The sequence below is a fragment of the Curtobacterium flaccumfaciens genome (assembly GCF_013359815.1).
Classification (GTDB): Bacteria; Actinomycetota; Actinomycetes; order Actinomycetales; family Microbacteriaceae; genus Curtobacterium; species Curtobacterium flaccumfaciens.
On the sequence record NZ_JABMCF010000040.1, the window covers coordinates 603,694 to 621,419 of the forward strand.

Below are 17,726 nucleotides of genomic sequence, written 5' to 3' on the forward strand. Positions count from 1 at the left end.
CGCCCCGTCAGTCGTGCACGTCGGCGCCGAACCCCGGCCCGGGACGCATCATCCAGCCGTCCGGATCGGGCAGCGGGCGGAACCCGAACCGCTCGTACAGCCCGTGGGCATCCGCGGTGAACAGGGCAAAGCGCTTCAGGCCGAGCGGCTCGACCGCCTCGGTCACGCCGCGCACGAGTGCGACCCCGACGCCGCGGCCCCGGGCGTCGGGGTCCACGAACACGTCGGCGAGCCACCCGAACGTCACGCCGTCGGTGATCACGCGCGCGTAGCCGAGCTGCTCGCCGGTCGTCGCGTCGTACACGCCGAAGTTCCGGGAGCCGGCGATGATCGCCTCCTGCGTCGCCCGGTCACGGCCGCGGGCCCAGTACGACTCCTCGCTCAGCCAGCGGTGCACGCGGTCGACGTCGAGGTCTTCGGGGTCGGCGGAGAAGCGCAGATCGGTCACGTGACGAGTCAACCGGTGGACGCGCCTGGGGCGCAACGGCCGATCGGGGTGCGGTGGACCGCTCGCGTGGTCGGGTGGTCGGGTGTGGCCGTCGGCCTGGAGGCCCGTGGGGACCCCGGCGCGCGGGTCGCGTCGGGCGGTCGGTCGCGCTGGCCCGGGTCGGGCGTCAGTCGTGCTTCGTCCAGCGTCTGTCAGGATGGCCGCATGCGCGCCGTCCAGTACGCCCAGTTCGGTTCCGTCCCCTCGATCGTCGACCTGCCGGAGCCCGTGGCCCCGGACCACGGCGTCGTCGTGCGGGTCGCTGCCACCGGTGTCTGCCGCAGTGACTGGCACGCGTGGAAGGGCCACGACGACTCCGTCCGGCTGCCCCACGTCCCCGGCCACGAGTTCGCCGGCGTCGTCGCGGCGATCGGCACGGGCGTCCAGCGCTTCGCCGTGGGTGACCGGGTGACGGCCCCGTTCGTGTTCGCCTGCGGGACCTGCGCCGAGTGCCTCGACGGCGCCACCCAGGTGTGCACCGCCCAGCAGCAGCCCGGGTTCGACCTGCAGGGCTCGTACGCGGACTCCCTGGTCGTCCCGCACGCCGACCTGAACCTCGTCGCGCTGCCCGACGCCGTGGACTTCGCGGTGGCGGCGGCGCTCGGATGCCGATTCGGCACCGCGTTCCACGCCCTGCACGCCCGAGGGCGCGTCATCGCAGGGGAGTGGGTCGTGGTCTACGGGTGCGGGGGAGTCGGACTCTCCTCGGTCATGGTCGCCGTGGCCGCCGGCGCGCACGTCGTCGCCGTCGATGTCTCCACGGCCGCACTCGAACGCGCAGCAGCCCTGGGCGCCGACACCGTGCTGATGGACGCCGATGCCGTCACCACGGTGCGGTCCCGCACGGGTGGCGGAGCGCACGTCTCGCTCGACGCCTACGGCAGCCGTGCCACCTCGGTCGCCGCCGTGGCGTCCCTGCGTCCGCGCGGCCGGCACGTGCAGGTCGGGCTGCTGCTCGACGACGAAGCCGCTCCGGCGATCCCGATGGGGCGGGTGATCGCGGACGAACTCGAACTGCTCGGCAGCCACGGCGCGGCGGTCGGGGAGTACGGCGCGATGCTGGACGCCATCGTGGCCGGACGACTGCGTCCGGAGGAGACGATCGGCCGCACGATCGGCTTCGACGACCTGCCCGAGGCACTCGTCGCGATGGACCGCCCTGCGACCTCGTCGGGCATGACCGTCGCGGTGTTCTGAGGCTCGGGCGTCCCGTCAGCCCTCGGTCCGCGCGTCCGCGCCCCGGCGGATGCGGAGCACGACCGCGCCGATGACGAGCACTGCCAGGATCCCGACGACCCCGACCAGGAGTGCCGGGCCGCCGTGGCCGTGCGCGTGCGTTCCGGCACCCGTGTTCGGTGCGGCTCCTGCTGCCGCTGTCGTCGGTTCCGAGGATGATGTGGGCGCGGTCGTCGGGCTCGTCGTCGTGGGTGGGACGGTCGGGGATGCGACCGGTTCCACCGAGAACGCGAGCTGCCCCTCGATCGGATGGCCGTCGGGGGAGACGTACCGCCAGACGAGGGTGTGCGGGCCGGGGGAGAGCGACACCGCCTTGGACATCGAGGTGCCTTCGACCGTCACCGCTCCGGACGACTCGTCGGCACCACCGTCGTCGCGGACCTCGATGCGCAGACCGGCTTCGAGTCCGGCCAGCGGCGCCTCGCTGAAGATGAGTGTCACTCGCTGAAGATCGGCAGCCACCGTGGCGCCGTCCGCCGGATCACTCGAGGTCAGTGCTGCGTGCGCCGATGCAGGTGTCGTGCCGATCAGCACGAGGAACGCGGACAGGGCGACGGCGAACAGGGCCCGGGGCGTCGCAGCTCGTGAGCGGCGGTGGTCATCTCGGTGATCGTGCACGGATCCAGGCTAGGGAAGCGATGTCGAGCGTCCCGTCAGCCGAGCGGGGCCACTCGCAACCTCTGAGTTGACATAATATGCATTATCGGCGCACCGGTGAAGATGCTTCGTGAGCAGAAAAGGTCGAGTCCGCTGCACGGACTCGACCTCTTCTGCTCACTGGATGACGACGGCGTCAGTCGGCGGGCTTCGTCGGGACGTCGTCGGCGTCGATCTCGAGCGCTGCCGGCTCACCGCCCTGTTCCTCCAGGGTGTCCTGGTCGGTGTCGGGCTGTTCCGGCGACTCGCTCTGGGTGGTCTCTTCGGCTGGGTCAGGCTGGCTGTAGCTCATGCGCCGGACGGTACGCCCGGGTTCCTGGACACGTACCAGCGGCGCCGGAGATCGACAGCGGGCGCGTGGCGACTCCGCCACGCGCCCGCTGTCATGCGGCGATCAGCCTCAGTTGTTCATCGCGGGAACGACGATCGTCAGAGCGACGATGATGAAGATGATCGAGAGCACGAGGCCGATGACACTCAGGATGATGCCGGCGAGCACCATGCCTCGGGTACCGGCGTTGCGACGACGGGCGACGAAGCCCAGGACCAGGCCGATGATGCTGGCGATGAGTCCGACCCACACGAAGAGGAACGAGAAGACGACGCCGACGATGCCGAGGACGAGCGAACCGACGGCGATTCCGTTGCCGCTGTTGGTCGCGGGTGCGTTGCCGGGGTTGGACATGGTGATGCTCCTTCTGGTCAGGACGCCGATCCAGGCCGGGGAGCCGATCGTGAGCGTCAGTCAGAACGGTAGTCCTCACACACGGCTGGTGCCCAGATTCGCCGTCCGAGCCTGTCCCCCGGCTCAGGCTCCGACGTACGCCGCCAGGTGCTGCCCGGTCAGCGTCGACCGTGCCGCCACGAGTTCAGCGGGCGTCCCCTCGAACACGATCCGCCCGCCGTCGTGGCCGGCACCCGGTCCGAGGTCGATGATCCAGTCGGCGTGCGCCATCACGGCCTGGTGGTGCTCGATCACGACGACCGTCCGGCCGGCGTCGACGAGCCGGTCGAGCAGGCCGAGCAGCTGCTCGACGTCGGCCAGGTGCAGGCCCGCGGTCGGCTCGTCGAGCACCACCACGCCGCCCCGGTCACCGAGGTGCGTCGCGAGCTTGAGCCGCTGCCGCTCTCCCCCGGACAACGTGGTGAGCGGCTGGCCGATCGTCAGGTACCCGAGCCCCACGTCGGCGAGCCGGGCGAGGATCGTGTGGGCGGCCGGCAGTGCGGACTCCCCCGCCGCGAAGAACGCCAGCGCGTCGGCGACGGACATGCCGAGCACCTCGCTGATGTCCTTGCCGCCCAGGTGGTACCCGAGCACGGACTGGTCGAACCGCTTGCCGTCGCACTCGACGCAGGGGCTCGCGACGCCCGCCATCATGCCGAGGTCGGTGTACACGACGCCGGCACCGTTGCACGCCGGGCAGGCGCCCTCCGAGTTGGCGCTGAACAGTGCGGGCTTGACACCGTTGGCCTTCGCGAACGCCTTGCGGATCGGCTCGAGCAGGCCGGTGTACGTCGCCGGGTTGCTCCGCCGTGAGCCCCGGATGCCGCTCTGGTCGATGGCGACCACGTCGTCGCGCCGGGCCAGCGACCCGTGGATAAGCGTGCTCTTGCCCGAGCCGGCGACCCCCGTGATTACGGTGAGCACCCCGGTGGGGACGTCCACGTCGACGTCCCGCAGGTTGTGGGCCGAGGCGCCGCGGATCTCGATCGCCCCGTCCGGACGACGGACCTCGGACTTCACGGTGACGCGGTCGTCCAGGTGCTGACCGGTCACGGTCCCGCTGGCACGCAGCCCGTCGACGGACCCCTGGTAGCAGAGCGTCCCACCGCCGGAACCGGCACCGGGTCCGAGGTCGACGACGTGGTCGGCGATCGCGATGACCTCGGGCTTGTGCTCGACGACCAGGACGGTGTTGCCCTTGTCGCGCAGCCGGACGAGCAGCTCGTTCTTCCGCTCGATGTCGTGCGGGTGCAGCCCCGTGCTCGGCTCGTCGAAGACGTACGTGACGTCACTGAGCGAGGAGCCGAGGTGCTTCACCATCTTCACGCGCTGTCCCTCTCCCCCGGACAGCGTGCCGGTCGGACGGTCGAGCGACAGGTAGCCGAGTCCGATCTCGACGAAGGACTCGAGCAGGTCGCGGAGCCCCTCGAGCAACGGCCCGACCCCCGGGTCGTCCAGACCCCGCAGCCAGGCGACGGCGTCGGTGATCTGCATCGCGCAGACGTCGGCGATGCTGCGGCCCGCGATCTTCGACGAGCGGGCCGTGTCGTTCAACCGGGTCCCGTCGCAGGCCGGACACGTCGTGAAGGTCACCGCACGGTCGACGAAGGCCCGGATGTGCGGCTGCATCGCCTCGCGGTCCTTCTGCAGGAACGATCGGCGGACCCGGTGCACGAGCCCCTCGTAGGTCATGTTGATGCCGGCGATCTTCTGCTTCGTCGGCTCGCGGTACAGGAAGTCCTGCCGCTCCTGCTCGGTGAAGTCGCGGATCGGGGTGTCCCGGTCGAAGTAGCCCGACTCGGCGTACAGCCGTACGTTCCACCCGTCGGTCCCGTACCCCGGGATCGTGAGCGCGCCGTCACCGAGCGACTTCGTGTCGTCGAACAGCTGCGTCAGGTCGATGTCGTTCACCAGCCCCCGACCCTCGCAGTCCGCGCACATGCCGCCGAGCCGTGTGAACGAGACCTTCTGGGCCTTCGCGTCCGCACCCTTCTGCACCGTGATCGCTCCCCCGGCCGTCACGGTGGCGAGGTTGAACGAGAACGCGTTCGGTCCCCCGATGTGCGGCTGACCGAGTCGGCTGAACAGCACGCGCAGCATCGCGTTCGCGTCCGTGGCGGTGCCGACGGTGGAGCGCGGGTCGGCGCCGATGCGCTCCTGGTCGACGACGATCGCGGTGGTCAGGCCGTCGAGCAGGTCGACGTCCGGACGCGCGAGCGAGGGCATGAACCCCTGCACGAACGCGCTGTAGGTCTCGTTGATCATCCGCTGCGACTCGGCGGCGACGGTGCCGAACACGAGCGAGCTCTTGCCCGAGCCGGAGACCCCGGTGAACACCGTGAGCCGGCGCTTCGGCAGGTCCACGTCGACGTCGCGCAGGTTGTTCGCACGGGCACCGCGCACCCGGATCCGGCCGTGCCGGTCGGCAGGGTGCGCGTCGGCGCCGGTGGGGTCGTCGTCGACCGGATCGGTGTGCATGCGGGTCAGCGTACCGACGGGAGGCCCGTGGCGGGGCCGCCACGGGCCTCCCGTCGGTCCTGGGTCGGCCGTCAGGCCGTGGTGCGGTGCTCAGTCGCCGTGCCGGCGCACCAGGTCCGGCAGCTCGGCGGGTTCGAACTCCTCGTCGGTCGCGTCGAGTTCGTCGGCGGTCCACCACCGCGAGGCGAGGATGTCGACGCGCTCGTCGTCGGTCCACTCGGCGTCGGACAGCTCGAAGCCCGGCGTGCGGACGACGTAGAACTCGGCGTGCCCGCGGTCGTGGTCGGCGAGGTCCCACTCGACCGTGAAGTCCCAGGACCAGACCGGTTCGCCGGGTTCGTCGATGACGATCCCGGTCTCCTCGCGCAGCTCGCGGATCGCGGCGTCGCGGTGGGACTCCCCCGGGTCGACCCCGCCGCCCGGTGTGATCCAGCGGTGGGCACCGTCCGACGAGGGCGACTTCGTGTCCATCAGGAACACGCGGCCCTCGGGGTCGAGCAGCAGGATGCGGGAGGTGCGGCGCAGGCCGGGCTTGGCGGTCACCCGCCCGACGTTAGCCGACGAAACCGCTGACGTCGCCGACCAGCTTGGTGTGGTCGGCGGGGATCGGCTCGACGGCGGCCAGGGCGATCTCGGCCGCGAACTCGGACACGCTGTAGAGCTTGCCGACCTCCTGCCGACGACCCTCGATCGCGCCGGGGTTCAGGCGGTTCAGCAGCGTCGCGGTGATCGTGCCCTCGATCATGTCGCCGGAGACGACGACGAACTCGATGCCGGCGGCCTCGAGCTGCGGGATGAGCTCACGGAGGGCGAGTTCTCCGGCACGCTTGCTCTTGGCGACCGGGACGTACTCGTCCATCGTCTCGGCGGTCTCGACGAAGTGCGCCTGGTGGCTCGTGACGAACACCACACGGGACCCTGCGGGCATGTGCGGCACGGCGGTCTGCAGCATGTCGACCTGCGCGTCGCGGTTCAGGCGGAGCGCGTAGTCCTCGCCGACGCCGGACTCCATACCGCCGGAGGCGTTGAGCACGAGCAGGTCGATGCCGCCCCACTCCTGGACGACGGTGTCGACGAGGGCCTGCACGGAGTCGTGCTCGGTGAGGTCGGCGCCGACGGCCAGGGCGGAGCCACCGGCCTCGACGATCTTCTCAGCGATCTGCTCCGCGCGCTTGGCCTTGTTGCGGTAGTTCACGACGACCTTCGCACCGGCCTCGGCGAGGTACCCGACGGTGTCGGCGCCGATGCCACGGGACGAACCGGTGACGACGGCGCGCTTGTCGGTGAGGGATCCGGGGGCGAGGGGGTTGCTCACAGTCGTGTTCTCCAGGTCTGGTTCCGGCCGGTCGGGCGCACCGAGCCTACCAATCGCCTGCACGACCGTCGGACGGCCCTGATATGTTGAACGGAGTTGTACCGGCTGTCGCGACGCAGCGAGCCGCCGCGCGCGACCGAGGGAGGGAGATCGCGTGAACGGAATCGATTGGATCCAGAGCACCGTCTGGATCGGCCTGGTGTTGCTCCTGGGCGTGGTCGAGATCTTCACCCTCGACTTCATCTTCATCATGCTCGCGGCGGGTGCCGCCGGCGGGTTGATCGCCGCACTGCTCGGCGCCCCGTGGTGGTTGTCCGCCATCGTCGCCGCGGTGGCCGCACTCGTGCTGCTGTCGCTCGTCCGACCGCGCCTGCTCGTGGCGCTCGGCCGCGGGGCCGACCCGCACCGCACCAACGTCGAGGGGCTCATCGGGCTCGCCGGCACGGTCGCGGTCGCCTTCACCTCCTCCAGTCCTGGTCAGGTGCGCCTGGCCAACGGCGAGACCTGGAGTGCACGGTTCGCCGCGGACTCCGTCGACCGCACACCGCCACTCGGGACCCCCGTGGTCGTCGAGTCGATCGAGGGGTCGACCGCGGTCGTGCGCCTCGCAGAAAGGGCCACCTCGTGACCAGCATCTCCCCGGGGACGATCGCACTGCTCGTGCTCGTCCTCGTCGTCGTCATCTTCGTGATCGTCGTCCTGGCGAAGGCGATCCGGATCGTCCCGCAGGCCACCGCGGGCGTCGTCGAACGACTCGGCAAGTACCACAAGACCCTCAACCCGGGCTTGAACCTTCTCGTCCCGTTCATCGACCGCCTGCGGCCGCTGCTCGACATGCGTGAGCAGGTCGTCTCGTTCCCGCCGCAGCCCGTGATCACCGAGGACAACCTGGTGGTCTCGATCGACACGGTCGTCTACTTCCAGGTGACCGACGCCCGCGCCGCGACGTACGAGATCGCGAACTACCTCGGCGCCGTCGAGCAGCTCACCACCACCACGCTCCGGAACGTCGTCGGTGGCCTGAACCTCGAAGAGGCACTGACCAGCCGCGACAACATCAACGGCCAGCTCCGCGTCGTCCTCGACGAAGCCACGGGCAAGTGGGGCATCCGCGTCGGCCGAGTCGAGCTCAAGGCGATCGAGCCGCCCGTGTCCATCCAGGACGCCATGGAGCAGCAGCTCCGTGCCGAGCGCAGCCGACGTGCCGCGATCCTCCAGGCCGAGGGCACCAAGCAGTCCCAGATCCTCGAGGCCGAGGGACAGCGACAGGCAGCGATCCTGGCCGCCGAGGGTGACGCCAAGGCACAGGTGCTCCGTGCCGAGGGTGAAGCCCAGGCCATCGCGACCGTGTTCGAGGCCATCCACACCGGTGACCCGGACGAGAAGCTGCTGTCCTACCAGTACCTGCAGACCCTGCCGAAGATCGCCGAGGGCACGTCGAACAAGCTCTGGATGATCCCGAGCGAGTTCACCGAGGCCCTGTCCGGCATCGCGAAGGGCTTCAGCGCCAGCCGCGGTGGCGGCGCCGGTCCGGTCGCCGGCGGTGCCGGTGGCACGGACTTCCTGTCCCGCATCTCGAAGCTCGCGAACGAGAGCCTGGCGAACACCGCAGCCGCGGACACCACGATGCCGCGTGCAGACGCCACCGCCGCGGACATCGTCCCCGAGTCCGACCTCGACGCGCGCCTGGCGGAGTCGAACCGCAGTGTCGATGCACACCTCGCGGCGGCCGACGACGCGACCGCTGAACAGGTCGCCGACACTCCGCCCACGCCGGGCGACGACGCCTCCGGTCACCGCACCAGCGACGGCTCCGGTCGGCGCTGACGCTCCGGCACCAACGAACGACGACGCCCGCCCCAGGGAACCGGGGCGGGCGTCGTCGTGTGTTCGGTGGTGTCAGGCGCCGCGTCGTGCGCGGAGGACCTGCAGGCGCTCTTCGAGGAGCTCCTCGAGTTCCTCGCGCGAGCGGCGCTCGAGCAGCATGTCCCAGTGGGTACGGGGTGCCTTCACGTCCTCTTCGGCGACCTCGACGGGGATCCCGTCGTCGCCGAGCAGGCGGCCCTCGCGACCGGAGCGCGGCTCCGACCAGGTCTGGGGGACGTCCGCATCGGCCGAGAAGACGATGTCGAATGTCTCACCCGAATCCGTCTGGTAGACCGCGCGCTTGCGATCTGAGAGCTCGACGCCCTCTTCGCTCTGGAGACTCTGACTCCCGAGCCGCATGCCGCGGAGACTCCGATCAGCCATGTGTGTGCTCCTCTCGCTCGTCTGCCCTCCACAACACTGTCCCACGCCCCATCAATCCCGTACCGGCGCATTCACAGTCCGTTCCCAGTGGCTGGGCGCGGCGGGCCCGATCAGGAGCGGGTGCGACGGCCCCAGGGCGCGCAGGCGAGGAGCACGAGGAGTCCGCCGAGGGAGAGCATGAGCGTGATCGAGCCGGACAGGATCGACGCCGGGGTGGTGGACGTGCCGAGCGGCACGTCGGTCACCATCGACGTCGCGGTGTACTCCGGCACCCGGTCGATCGTGCGGCCGCTCGGGTCGATGACCTGCGACGCTCCGACGGTCGAGATGTTCACGAGCGACCGGCCGGTCTCGATGGCCCGCATCCGCGCGATCTCGAGCTGCTGCAGGTTCTCGTCGGTGCCAGAGAAGTCGGCGTTGTTCGTCTGCGCGAGGATCACCTGCGCTCCCCCGCGCACCATGTCGGCGGTCAGCCCGTCGTCGACGATGTCGAAGCAGATCGAGATGCCGGCACGGATGCCCGCGACGGAGAGCACGTTCGGCTTCGTCCCCGGCGTGTAGTCGCGCTGCAGCAGACCGATCAGCGACGGTGCGAGCTTGGAGAAGAACCAGCGGTCGGGCACGTACTCGCCGAACGGCACCGGTCGCTTCTTGTCGTAGGACGACTGCCAGCCGTCGGCGGTCCACACGAACGACGTGTTGTGCAGCACCCCCGACGGGGTCTGCGTGATGGCACCCGCGACGATCGGGGCGTCGAGCGAGTCGACCACCGAGTCGAGGGCGGAGGCGATGACCGGCTGCTGCCGCGGGTCGTACTCCGCACCTGCCTCCGGCCAGACGACCAGGTCCACACCCTTCGCGTCCACGTCCGTCGCCGCCACCTGCGCTGCCAGGACGTCGCCGGGCTCCGCACGGTCGAAGTAGCCCGCGGGACCGTTGCCCTGCACCGACTCGACCCGGATCGTGCCGCTCGTGGCGGTCGGCCACGCCGGCACGGCCAGGACCGCCGCGACGAGCAGACCCGCCGTCGCCACCCGCACGGGCAGCCGGAGCGTGACGCCCGGCACACGGGGTGCCACGAGCGCGAGCGACACCACGACCGCGACGCAGTACACGACGATGAACGTCAGCCCGAGGACGCCCACGTACGCGGCCAGGTGCGTGAACGGCCCCTGCGACTGCGACAGGCCGACCCGACCCCAGGCGAAACCGCCGTACGGCCAGCTTCCCGAGAACCACTCGCGTCCGGTCCAGAGTGCGGCGACGACGGCCGGGAGGCCCCACACGCGTCCGGCGGTCGAGGGCACCACGCGGGCGACCCAGCGGTACGCCAGGGCGATGGCGACGCTGCCGAGCGCGAAGAACGCGGCTTCGAGCAGGGCGAGTGCGAACCACGGGACCGGGCCCAGGTAGCGACCGGCCCACGAGATGGCAGGGATCCAGAACGCCGCGCCGGCGAGGTAGCCGATCCACGCCGCACGCCGCGCCCGCTGTCCCATCACCGCGAGCAGCATGCAGGCGAGTGCCGGGTAGGCGAGGAACCACCACCCGGGCGACGGGAACGCGAGGGCGAAGAGGATCCCGCCGATGACGGCCAACGGCACCGCGGTGCCCAGCGGCAACGCGGCGAACGGGCCGGTCGCGACCGCCCCGCGGCCGACGCGAGCGGGCAGCCCGCGCACACTGGTCTCCGGAACCGGCACCGGGCCTCCCGTCAGACCGCCGCGTAGGCGACGATGCCGCGGCGAACCGCGTCCGTCGCCCGTCGGGCGGTCTGGGCGAGTTCGTCGTCGCCGGCGTTCCGGATCTGGTCGAGCAGGTCGATGACCTGCTTCGACCAGCGCACGAAGTCGCCGGCCGGCAGGTCGAGGGTGCGGAGGACGTCGTCGAGGGCCGAACCCGAGGCCCAGCGGAACATGCCGACGGCCATCGCCGGGGTCGGGGGCTGCGAACCGGCCAGGCGCGCCGCACGCTCGATGTCGTCGAGGCGCGACCAGATCGTCAGTGTCTCGTCGAGCGCAGGGCGGAACCCACCGCGGGGCAGGGCGTGCTCCGTGCCGGGCGCGTCCTCGCGGCGGGGCTGGTAGATGATCGTCGCGGCCATGGCGGCGAGCTGTGCCGGGGTGAGGTCCTTCCAGACTCCCGCCTCGAGGCACTCGGCGACCAGCAGGTCGCGGTCGCCGTAGATGCGCTGCAGGCGACGGCCGCCCGCTGCCACCGTGGCTTCGCCGTTGCCGGCGTCCACCAGGTAGCCGAGCTCGAGCAGGACCTCGGTGACACGGTCGAACGTCGTGGCGACGGCGCCCGTGCGGGACCGGATCTGCTGGACGAGCTTGTCGTTGGCACGCTTGAGCTTCCACCAGCGCTCGGACCAGCGGGCGTGTGCCTCGCGTTCCGGGCAGGCGTGGCAGGGGTGGCGCTGCAGCTGGCGGCGGACCGCCGTGATCGCGGCCTGGCGTTCCTGGCGGGCGCCGTGCGACGCCTCGCGACCGCCGGGCACGTTCGTGCGCTCGAGGTCGGAGAGCTCACGGCGGAGTGCCGAGTACTCGGTGAAGTCGCCGAGGTGGCACTGCATCGCCTCGCGGTAGCCGTCGAGCGATTCCTGCTGCGAGCGGACCTTGCGAGCGAGGTCGACCACCGACCGGTCGGCCTGGAACTGGGCGAACGACGTCTCGAGGACCTCGCGCGTGCGCTGCCGGCCGAACTGGTCGATCAGGTTGACGGCCATGTTGTAGGTCGGCTTGAACGACGAGTTGAGCGGGTACGTGCGACGGCTGGCCAGCGACGCGACGGCCTGCGGGTCGAGCCCGTCGGTCCACTGGATGACCGAGTGCCCCTCGACGTCGATGCCACGACGACCGGCACGACCGGTGAGCTGCGTGTACTCCCCCGGGGTGATCGGCACACGGGCTTCGCCGTTGAACTTCTCGAGCTTCTCGAGCACGACGGTGCGCGCCGGCATGTTCACGCCGAGTGCCAGGGTCTCGGTGGCGAACACGACCTTGAGGAGCTTGCGCTGGAAGAGGTTCTCGACGACCTCCTTGAAGGCGGGGAGCAGGCCGGCGTGGTGCGCCGCGACCCCGCGCTCGAGCCCTTCGAGCCACTCCCAGTAGCCGAGGACGGCCAGGTCTTCGTCGAGCAGGGTGCGGCAGTGGTACTCCGCCGTCTCGCGGATCTCGTTGCGCTCCTGCACCGTCGTCAGGGACAAGCCCGAGCGCAGGACGTTGCGGACGCCCTGGTCGCAGCCGTTGCGGCTGAACACGAAGAAGATGGCGGGCAGGAGCATCCGCTCGTCGAGCATGTGCGCGATCTGCTCGCGGTGCACCTTCTCGGTGCGGGGCCCGCGACGCTCGGGGTAGCCACCACGACCGCGCCGGCCGCGGTGGCCGCCGCCGTTCCGCTCGCTCCGCGAACCGCCGCCGACCATGCGGAGCAGTTCCGGGTTCACGCGGTTCGTCGCCGCGGCACCGCTCGAGTCGAACAGGTCGACCATCTTCGAACCGACCAGGACGTGCTGCTCCAGCGGCACCGGGCGGTCTTCGGAGACGATGACGTCGGTGTCGCCGCGGACGGTCTGCAGCCAGTCGCCGAACTCCTCGGCGTTGGACACCGTGGCGCTGAGCGAGACCAGGCGGACCTCGGTCGGGAGGTGCAGGATGACCTCTTCCCACACGGCACCGCGGAACCGGTCGGCGAGGTAGTGCACCTCGTCGAGGACCACCCAGGCGAGGTCGTCGAGCAGGTCCGAGTCGGCGTAGATCATGTTGCGGAGCACTTCGGTCGTCATCACGACGACGCGGGCGCGGGGGTTCACGTTCGTGTCCCCGGTGAGCAGCCCGACCTCGGATTCGCCGTAGACGTCGACGAGCTCGGCGTACTTCTGGTTGCTCAGTGCCTTCATCGGCGTCGTGTAGAAGACCTTCGCCGTCGGCTGGCGCATGGCGAGCCAGATGGCGAACTCGGCCACGATGGTCTTGCCGGCTCCGGTCGGGGCGGCGACCAGGACGCTGCGGCCCTGGTCGAGCGAGTCGCACGCGGCGAACTGGAACGGGTCGAGGTCGAACCGCAGGTCCGTCCGGAACAGCTCGAGGTTGCGGGACCGGTTGCGCACCTTGGCCGCGGCGAACCGCTCGGCCGCACTCGTGCCGCTCACAGGTCGTACTCCTCGTCGAGCTTCGCCTGGCGCTTGGCCAGACGGCGGTCGTGGATCCACGCGATGAAGCAGGCCGCGATGTAGAGCACGGTCATCGGGATGGCCAGCAGGAACATCGAGATGACGTCGGCACTCGGGGTGACGATGGCGCAGAAGACCAGGATGCAGAGGATCGCGACGCGCCAGCTCTTGATGATCGCGGAGGCCGACAGCACCCCGACGAAGTTCAGCAGCACGATGAACACCGGCAGCACGAACGCGATGCCCACCGCGACGATGAGCTTGATGACGAAGTCGTAGTACGCCTTCGCATCGACGATCGAGGTGTCCTGGCTCGACACGAAGCTGCCGAGGATGCCGACCACGTGCGGCAGGATGTACCACCCGAAGTAGCACCCGGCGAAGAACAGCGGGATCGCGGTGCCGAGGAAGCCCCAGACGTACTGCCGCTCACGCCGGACGAGCGCGGGCACGATGAACGCCCAGATCTGGTACAGCCAGACCGGGCTCGCGATGACGACGCCGATGGTGATCGCGATCTGCAGCTTCAGGTCGAACGCCCCGGTGATCATCGGGAAGTTCAGCTCGGCCGTGTGTCCACCGACCTTGGCGAGCTCGGTCACCGGTGCCCGGAGCGCGTCGAGCACCCACGGGGTGAGGAACCAGCCGCCGATCGCACCGACGACGATCGCCACGACTGCGCGGAAGAGACGGTTGCGCAGCTCGATGAGGTGCTGCCCGAGCGACATGCGGCCTTCGGCGTCGGTCTTCTGGCGCCCCTGCCGCTTCGCTCGCCCGCGCGCGGTCGTCGAAGCCATGTGCTCGATCTTACGGGGTCGGGACCGACAGTCCGCCGGGGGTTGGCGCGGCCGCGTGGCGGGTGGGCGGTGGGAGGCGGCGCGTGGCAGGCGGGCGGGCGGGCGGGATCGGGTGTACCTGGCGAGATCGGGCGTACGGGGTCGGAAGATCGCATCAGGTACGCCCGGAACGACCAGGTACCCGAGGTTCACCGTGCGAGATCGGGCGTACCTGGCGAGTGCGGGCATCCCTGGCGAGGTCGGGCATACCGGGTCGGAAGATCGCACCAGGTACGCCCGGAACGACCAGGTACCCGAGGTCCACCGGCGGGATCGGGCGTGCCGTGCGACATCGGGCTTACCTGGCGAGTTCGGGCATACCTGGCGGGAACGGGCATACCGCGTCGGAAGATCGCACCAGGTACGCCCGGAACGACCAGGTACCCGAGGTCCACCGTGCGAGGTCGGGCGTACCTGGCGGGAACGGGCATACCTGGTCAGAGCAACACACCAGGTACGCCCGGAACGACCAGGTACCCGAAGCTCACCGGAACGTGCAGCGCTCGGACCGGCCGCAGCGGCAGACGTCAGCCCGCGGCGAGGGCCGCGGCCGCGAAGTCGCGCACGGCGTCACGAGCGGCGGGCGGGTCGAGCACCACGGCACGACCGGGCAACCCCGCGACGAGCCGGACCACCCCGTCGAACCCGTGCGACGCCGCGAGCCGGATGCGGACACGGCCGTCGGAGTCGGGCGCGTCGGCCGTGTCGGACAGGAAGTCGGCGACCAGGGGCAGCGACGTCGAGTCGAGTTCCACCGTGACGATGACGTCGTCGGCGGCCTGCTGGAACAGCGTGTCCGGGATGACGACCTGGTCGATGGTCTTCTCGGCCGCGCGGTCGTCGACCCGGGCCTCGGACATCCGGTCGAGCCGGAACGTCCGGAGCGCCTGCCGGTCGAGGTCCCACGCGCGCAGGTACCAGTCGGTGTCGATGGACTCGACCCGGAGCGGGTCGACCCGTCGGGTGCCACCCTGGGTGCGCGGTCCGGCGTACTCGAAGACCAGGCCGCGGCCGTCGGACATCGCCCGCCGGATGGTGGCGAGGGCGACGTCGTGCAGGTCCTGCCCGACGGCGACGGTCGACGCCGCTCCCCCGGCACCGCGGGAGAGCTTGGCCATGAGCGCGCGGATCGCGTCACGGTCGGCGGCCTCGGGCAGGGCGGAGAGGTACTGCAGACCAGCGATGAGCGCCGACGCCTCACGAGCCGACAGCCGCGGTGAGTCGTCGATCGCCACCAGGTTGGTCAGCACGATCATGTCGTTCTGGTCGAAGTCGTCCCACGCGATGTCGAACAGGTCGCCGTGCTGGTACTGCATCGTCTCGCCGGGCACCCCGGACACCGCGATGAGTTCGACGGCACGACGGATCCGGGCCTCGGGCACACCGAAGTGCCGAGCGGCCTCGGCCACCGAGACCCGCTCGCGGTCGATCAGGTACGGCACCAGGGCGAGCAGGAACGCGAGCTTGTCCTGCGCCTGCAGGGGTTGGGCGTCAGCCACGAACGGGGTCCTCTCCGGGGGCTGCTGCAGGGTCGTCGTCGGTGTGGTCGCGCACGAGTGCACGGAGGCGCTCGTCGACCCGTGACCGCAGGTCATCGGGTTCGAGCACCCGGACCTCGGGCCCGAAGGCGGCGAGTTCCTCGGCGAGGATCTGCGGGTCGACGTGGTGCAGCACGAGCGCGCCGTCGGCGTCGGTCTCGGTGTCGCGGCGACGGGTGAGTCGGCGTTCGGCGTCGGAACCCGGCGTCACGGCGATGCGCGCAGTGCGCTCGGCCCAGATCCGCTCGAGCTCGGCGAGGGTGCGCTCCCCCGCGCCGACGGGAGCGGTGTGCTGCCCGACCTCGTACTGGGTGACCGGTCCGACGATGCGGGCCAGCAGGTAGTTCTTGTCCGAGTCCGTTGCGAACTCGTGGGCGGCGAGCATCCACCGGCCGCCGTGCTGCACCAGGGCGAGCGGAGCCACTTCGCGACGACGGGCGTCGTGCTGACCGGGCGTGATGTAGTCGAAGCGCACGGCTGCACCGCGGTCGAGCGCGGAGCGGAGCGGCTCGAACGACGCATCACGGGCGCGGAGCCGCGGGGCGTACGCGTCAACTCCGAGCTGCAGGGCACCGTCGTCGTCCTCGGCGCCGGCCGAGCGGACCTTCAGCAGGCCACGGCGGGAGTCGGCGGACAGTGCGCCTTCACGCCAGGCCATCGCGGCCAGGGAGAGCAACGCGGACTCGTCCGGGGTGAATCGGACGTCGACGGGCAGGTCGTACTCACCCTTCGGGATCCGGTACCGGAGCGTCTGGTTGTTGCCCGCGGCACCCGGGGTCTCGATGGTCTCGAGGGGGATGCCGAGCTCGCGCACGTCGTCCTTATCGCGTTCGAACTGGCGCTCGAGCGAGGCGTTGTCGCCACCGGTCGAGAACCGCTGCCGGTACCCCTGCACGTTGGCCAGGATCTCGGCCTTGGTCAGCCCGGACTCCGTCGAGAGCAGCGCGAGCACGAGGCTGAACAGCCGCTCCTCGGCGGGCACACGGGGCACACGGGTCGCTGGCACGAGCCGATCCTACGGCAGCGCGGGTGCACCGGAGTGCACCCGCGCCGCGGTCCGTGGACGGTCGGACCGGGTCAGTTCGAGATCGCCCCGAGGACGTCGATCACGTACGCGTACGCGGTCCCCTGCTGGTTGACGATGGCCAGGACCTGGTCGCCGACGTGGTGCCCGACGATGGCGGTCCGGACACCCTCGTCGACCTGGCCCTTGGTGAGCGGGATGGCCTGCGCGCCGGAACCGTCGGTCCAGCTGGAGCCGGCGACGGACGGGTCGGCACCCCAGGTGACGGCGGTGTACTTGATGACCGCGGTGTCCTTCGCGGTGAGCTCGCGACCGTCGCCCTTGCGGAGCAGGTGCGTCTCGTTCGACTTCGGCGCGCTCCACGACGGGATCGTGATGCCGGGGGCGCCGGAGGGTGCGAGCACCACGGCCGGCATCTTGTCGCCGGCGAGCTGCGGGGTGCCGGTGGCACGGGCGTCGAACGCGCGCTTGACGTCGATGACGGCGATGACGGCGTCCTCGGTCTTCTTCGACGACGAGCTGCCAGCGGTGCCGCCGGTGCTGCTCAGGGCGCTCTTCGGCAGGGCCACCGCCAGGCGGTCGCCGACCCGGGCGCACTGCAGCGAGGCGCCGAGGGCCCCGTAGTTGCTCGCACCGGCGGTGATCGGTGCCGTCTGGCCCGAGTAGCCGCTCGTCTGGGCGACCTGGCCGGTGGAGCCGTCGACCAGGGTGTACTCGACCAGGACGGGGGTGCCGTCGTCGATCGTGCGACCGGAACCCTGCTGCAGCACGGACACCTGGGTGCCCTTGGTGGTCAGGCCCTTCGGCACGTTGACCTTCGGCTCCGAGCCGAACTTGCCGGTGGCGGTCACCGCTTCGGACGCGGCGCCGGGGGCGGCACAGCTCGAGGGCGTGGTGCCGGCACCGTTCGAGGCGCAGGCGGTGAGGGACACCGCGAGACCGATGGTGACCAGGAGTGCGGGGATGGTGCGCACGGACCCTCTTTCCGTTCGATGCAGGACGGGCAC

17 protein-coding genes are annotated in these 17,726 nt (G+C 70.7%); 3 read left to right on the forward strand and 14 right to left on the reverse strand.

What is annotated here, in order from left to right; genetic code table 11:
• Nucleotides 1-7: 7 nt before the first annotated feature.
• Nucleotides 8-448, reverse strand: coding sequence for a GNAT family N-acetyltransferase (locus HP445_RS16680; RefSeq protein WP_111103591.1), 441 nt, complete (start codon nt 446-448; stop codon nt 8-10).
• 204 nt (nt 449-652) lie between these two features.
• Here HP445_RS16680 and HP445_RS16685 point away from each other — a divergent pair, with 204 nt between their 5' ends.
• Entirely contained in the window at nt 653-1,684 is a 1,032-nt protein-coding gene (locus HP445_RS16685) for an alcohol dehydrogenase catalytic domain-containing protein (RefSeq protein ID WP_128779930.1), read from the forward strand.
• A 15-nt stretch (nt 1,685-1,699) separates the two neighbouring features.
• Here the strand turns inward: HP445_RS16685 and HP445_RS16690 are convergent, their stop codons facing one another.
• The 6 genes from HP445_RS16690 to HP445_RS16715 all read right to left on the reverse strand — a co-directional run bounded on the left by HP445_RS16690 (nt 1,700) and on the right by HP445_RS16715 (nt 6,897).
• Nucleotides 1,700-2,341 carry a copper resistance CopC family protein gene (locus HP445_RS16690; protein WP_128779931.1) on the reverse strand — a complete coding sequence of 214 codons (642 nt, stop codon included), beginning with the start codon at nt 2,339-2,341 and terminating at the stop codon, nt 1,700-1,702.
• Nucleotides 2,342-2,516: 175 nt separating this feature from the next.
• Nucleotides 2,517-2,672 (reverse strand): hypothetical protein, encoded by a 156-nt coding sequence (locus HP445_RS16695; RefSeq protein ID WP_163343611.1) that lies wholly within the window; start codon nt 2,670-2,672, stop codon nt 2,517-2,519.
• 108 nt (nt 2,673-2,780) lie between these two features.
• Nucleotides 2,781-3,065, reverse strand: a complete 285-nt coding sequence (locus HP445_RS16700) for a DUF4190 domain-containing protein (protein ID WP_017887321.1) — start codon at nt 3,063-3,065, stop codon at nt 2,781-2,783.
• Between the two features lie 123 nt (nt 3,066-3,188).
• Complete coding sequence (locus tag HP445_RS16705; RefSeq protein ID WP_175330831.1) at nt 3,189-5,582, reverse strand: ATP-binding cassette domain-containing protein; 2,394 nt, start codon at nt 5,580-5,582, stop codon at nt 3,189-3,191.
• Between the two features lie 90 nt (nt 5,583-5,672).
• Nucleotides 5,673-6,125: an NUDIX hydrolase gene (locus HP445_RS16710; RefSeq protein ID WP_128779932.1), complete on the reverse strand. Its 453-nt coding sequence runs from the start codon at nt 6,123-6,125 to the stop codon at nt 5,673-5,675.
• Between the two features lie 10 nt (nt 6,126-6,135).
• Nucleotides 6,136-6,897 carry an SDR family oxidoreductase gene (locus HP445_RS16715; RefSeq protein WP_111024422.1) on the reverse strand — a complete coding sequence of 254 codons (762 nt, stop codon included), beginning with the start codon at nt 6,895-6,897 and terminating at the stop codon, nt 6,136-6,138.
• Nucleotides 6,898-7,051: 154 nt separating this feature from the next.
• Between HP445_RS16715 and HP445_RS16720 the strand changes: the two genes are divergently transcribed.
• Together HP445_RS16720 and HP445_RS16725 are read left to right on the forward strand one after the other, a co-directional pair.
• The gene (locus HP445_RS16720) at nt 7,052-7,525 is read left to right on the forward strand and encodes an NfeD family protein (RefSeq protein ID WP_071244706.1); all 474 of its coding nucleotides are present in this window, start codon (nt 7,052-7,054) and stop codon (nt 7,523-7,525) included.
• Nucleotides 7,522-8,724 (forward strand): SPFH domain-containing protein, encoded by a 1,203-nt coding sequence (locus HP445_RS16725; protein WP_111024423.1) that lies wholly within the window; start codon nt 7,522-7,524, stop codon nt 8,722-8,724. The genes HP445_RS16720 and HP445_RS16725 overlap by 4 nt, the downstream gene beginning before the upstream one ends.
• A gap of 72 nt (nt 8,725-8,796) precedes the next feature.
• Here HP445_RS16725 and HP445_RS16730 read toward each other — a convergent pair whose 3' ends face one another.
• The 7 genes from HP445_RS16730 to HP445_RS16760 form a co-directional block, all read right to left on the reverse strand.
• Nucleotides 8,797-9,147, reverse strand: coding sequence for an RNA polymerase-binding protein RbpA (locus HP445_RS16730; RefSeq protein ID WP_027465636.1), 351 nt, complete (start codon nt 9,145-9,147; stop codon nt 8,797-8,799).
• A 110-nt stretch (nt 9,148-9,257) separates the two neighbouring features.
• Nucleotides 9,258-10,850, reverse strand: a complete 1,593-nt coding sequence (gene lnt / locus HP445_RS16735; protein WP_241660359.1) for an apolipoprotein N-acyltransferase — start codon at nt 10,848-10,850, stop codon at nt 9,258-9,260.
• Nucleotides 10,851-10,861: 11 nt separating this feature from the next.
• Nucleotides 10,862-13,300 carry a DEAD/DEAH box helicase gene (locus HP445_RS16740; RefSeq protein ID WP_128779933.1) on the reverse strand — a complete coding sequence of 813 codons (2,439 nt, stop codon included), beginning with the start codon at nt 13,298-13,300 and terminating at the stop codon, nt 10,862-10,864.
• Nucleotides 13,297-14,049, reverse strand: a complete 753-nt coding sequence (gene tatC / locus HP445_RS16745; RefSeq protein ID WP_111054254.1) for a twin-arginine translocase subunit TatC — start codon at nt 14,047-14,049, stop codon at nt 13,297-13,299. Before tatC ends, HP445_RS16740 begins: the two co-directional genes overlap by 4 nt.
• 635 nt (nt 14,050-14,684) lie before the next feature.
• Complete coding sequence (locus tag HP445_RS16750) at nt 14,685-15,656, reverse strand: helix-turn-helix transcriptional regulator (RefSeq protein ID WP_111030116.1); 972 nt, start codon at nt 15,654-15,656, stop codon at nt 14,685-14,687.
• Nucleotides 15,649-16,701, reverse strand: a complete 1,053-nt coding sequence (locus HP445_RS16755; RefSeq protein ID WP_071403785.1) for a helix-turn-helix transcriptional regulator — start codon at nt 16,699-16,701, stop codon at nt 15,649-15,651. Before HP445_RS16755 ends, HP445_RS16750 begins: the two co-directional genes overlap by 8 nt.
• Nucleotides 16,702-16,772: 71 nt before the next feature.
• On the reverse strand, nt 16,773-17,693 hold the full coding sequence (locus HP445_RS16760; protein ID WP_084740364.1) for an FKBP-type peptidyl-prolyl cis-trans isomerase: 921 nt from the start codon (nt 17,691-17,693) through the stop codon (nt 16,773-16,775).
• Nucleotides 17,694-17,726: the final 33 nt, after the last annotated feature.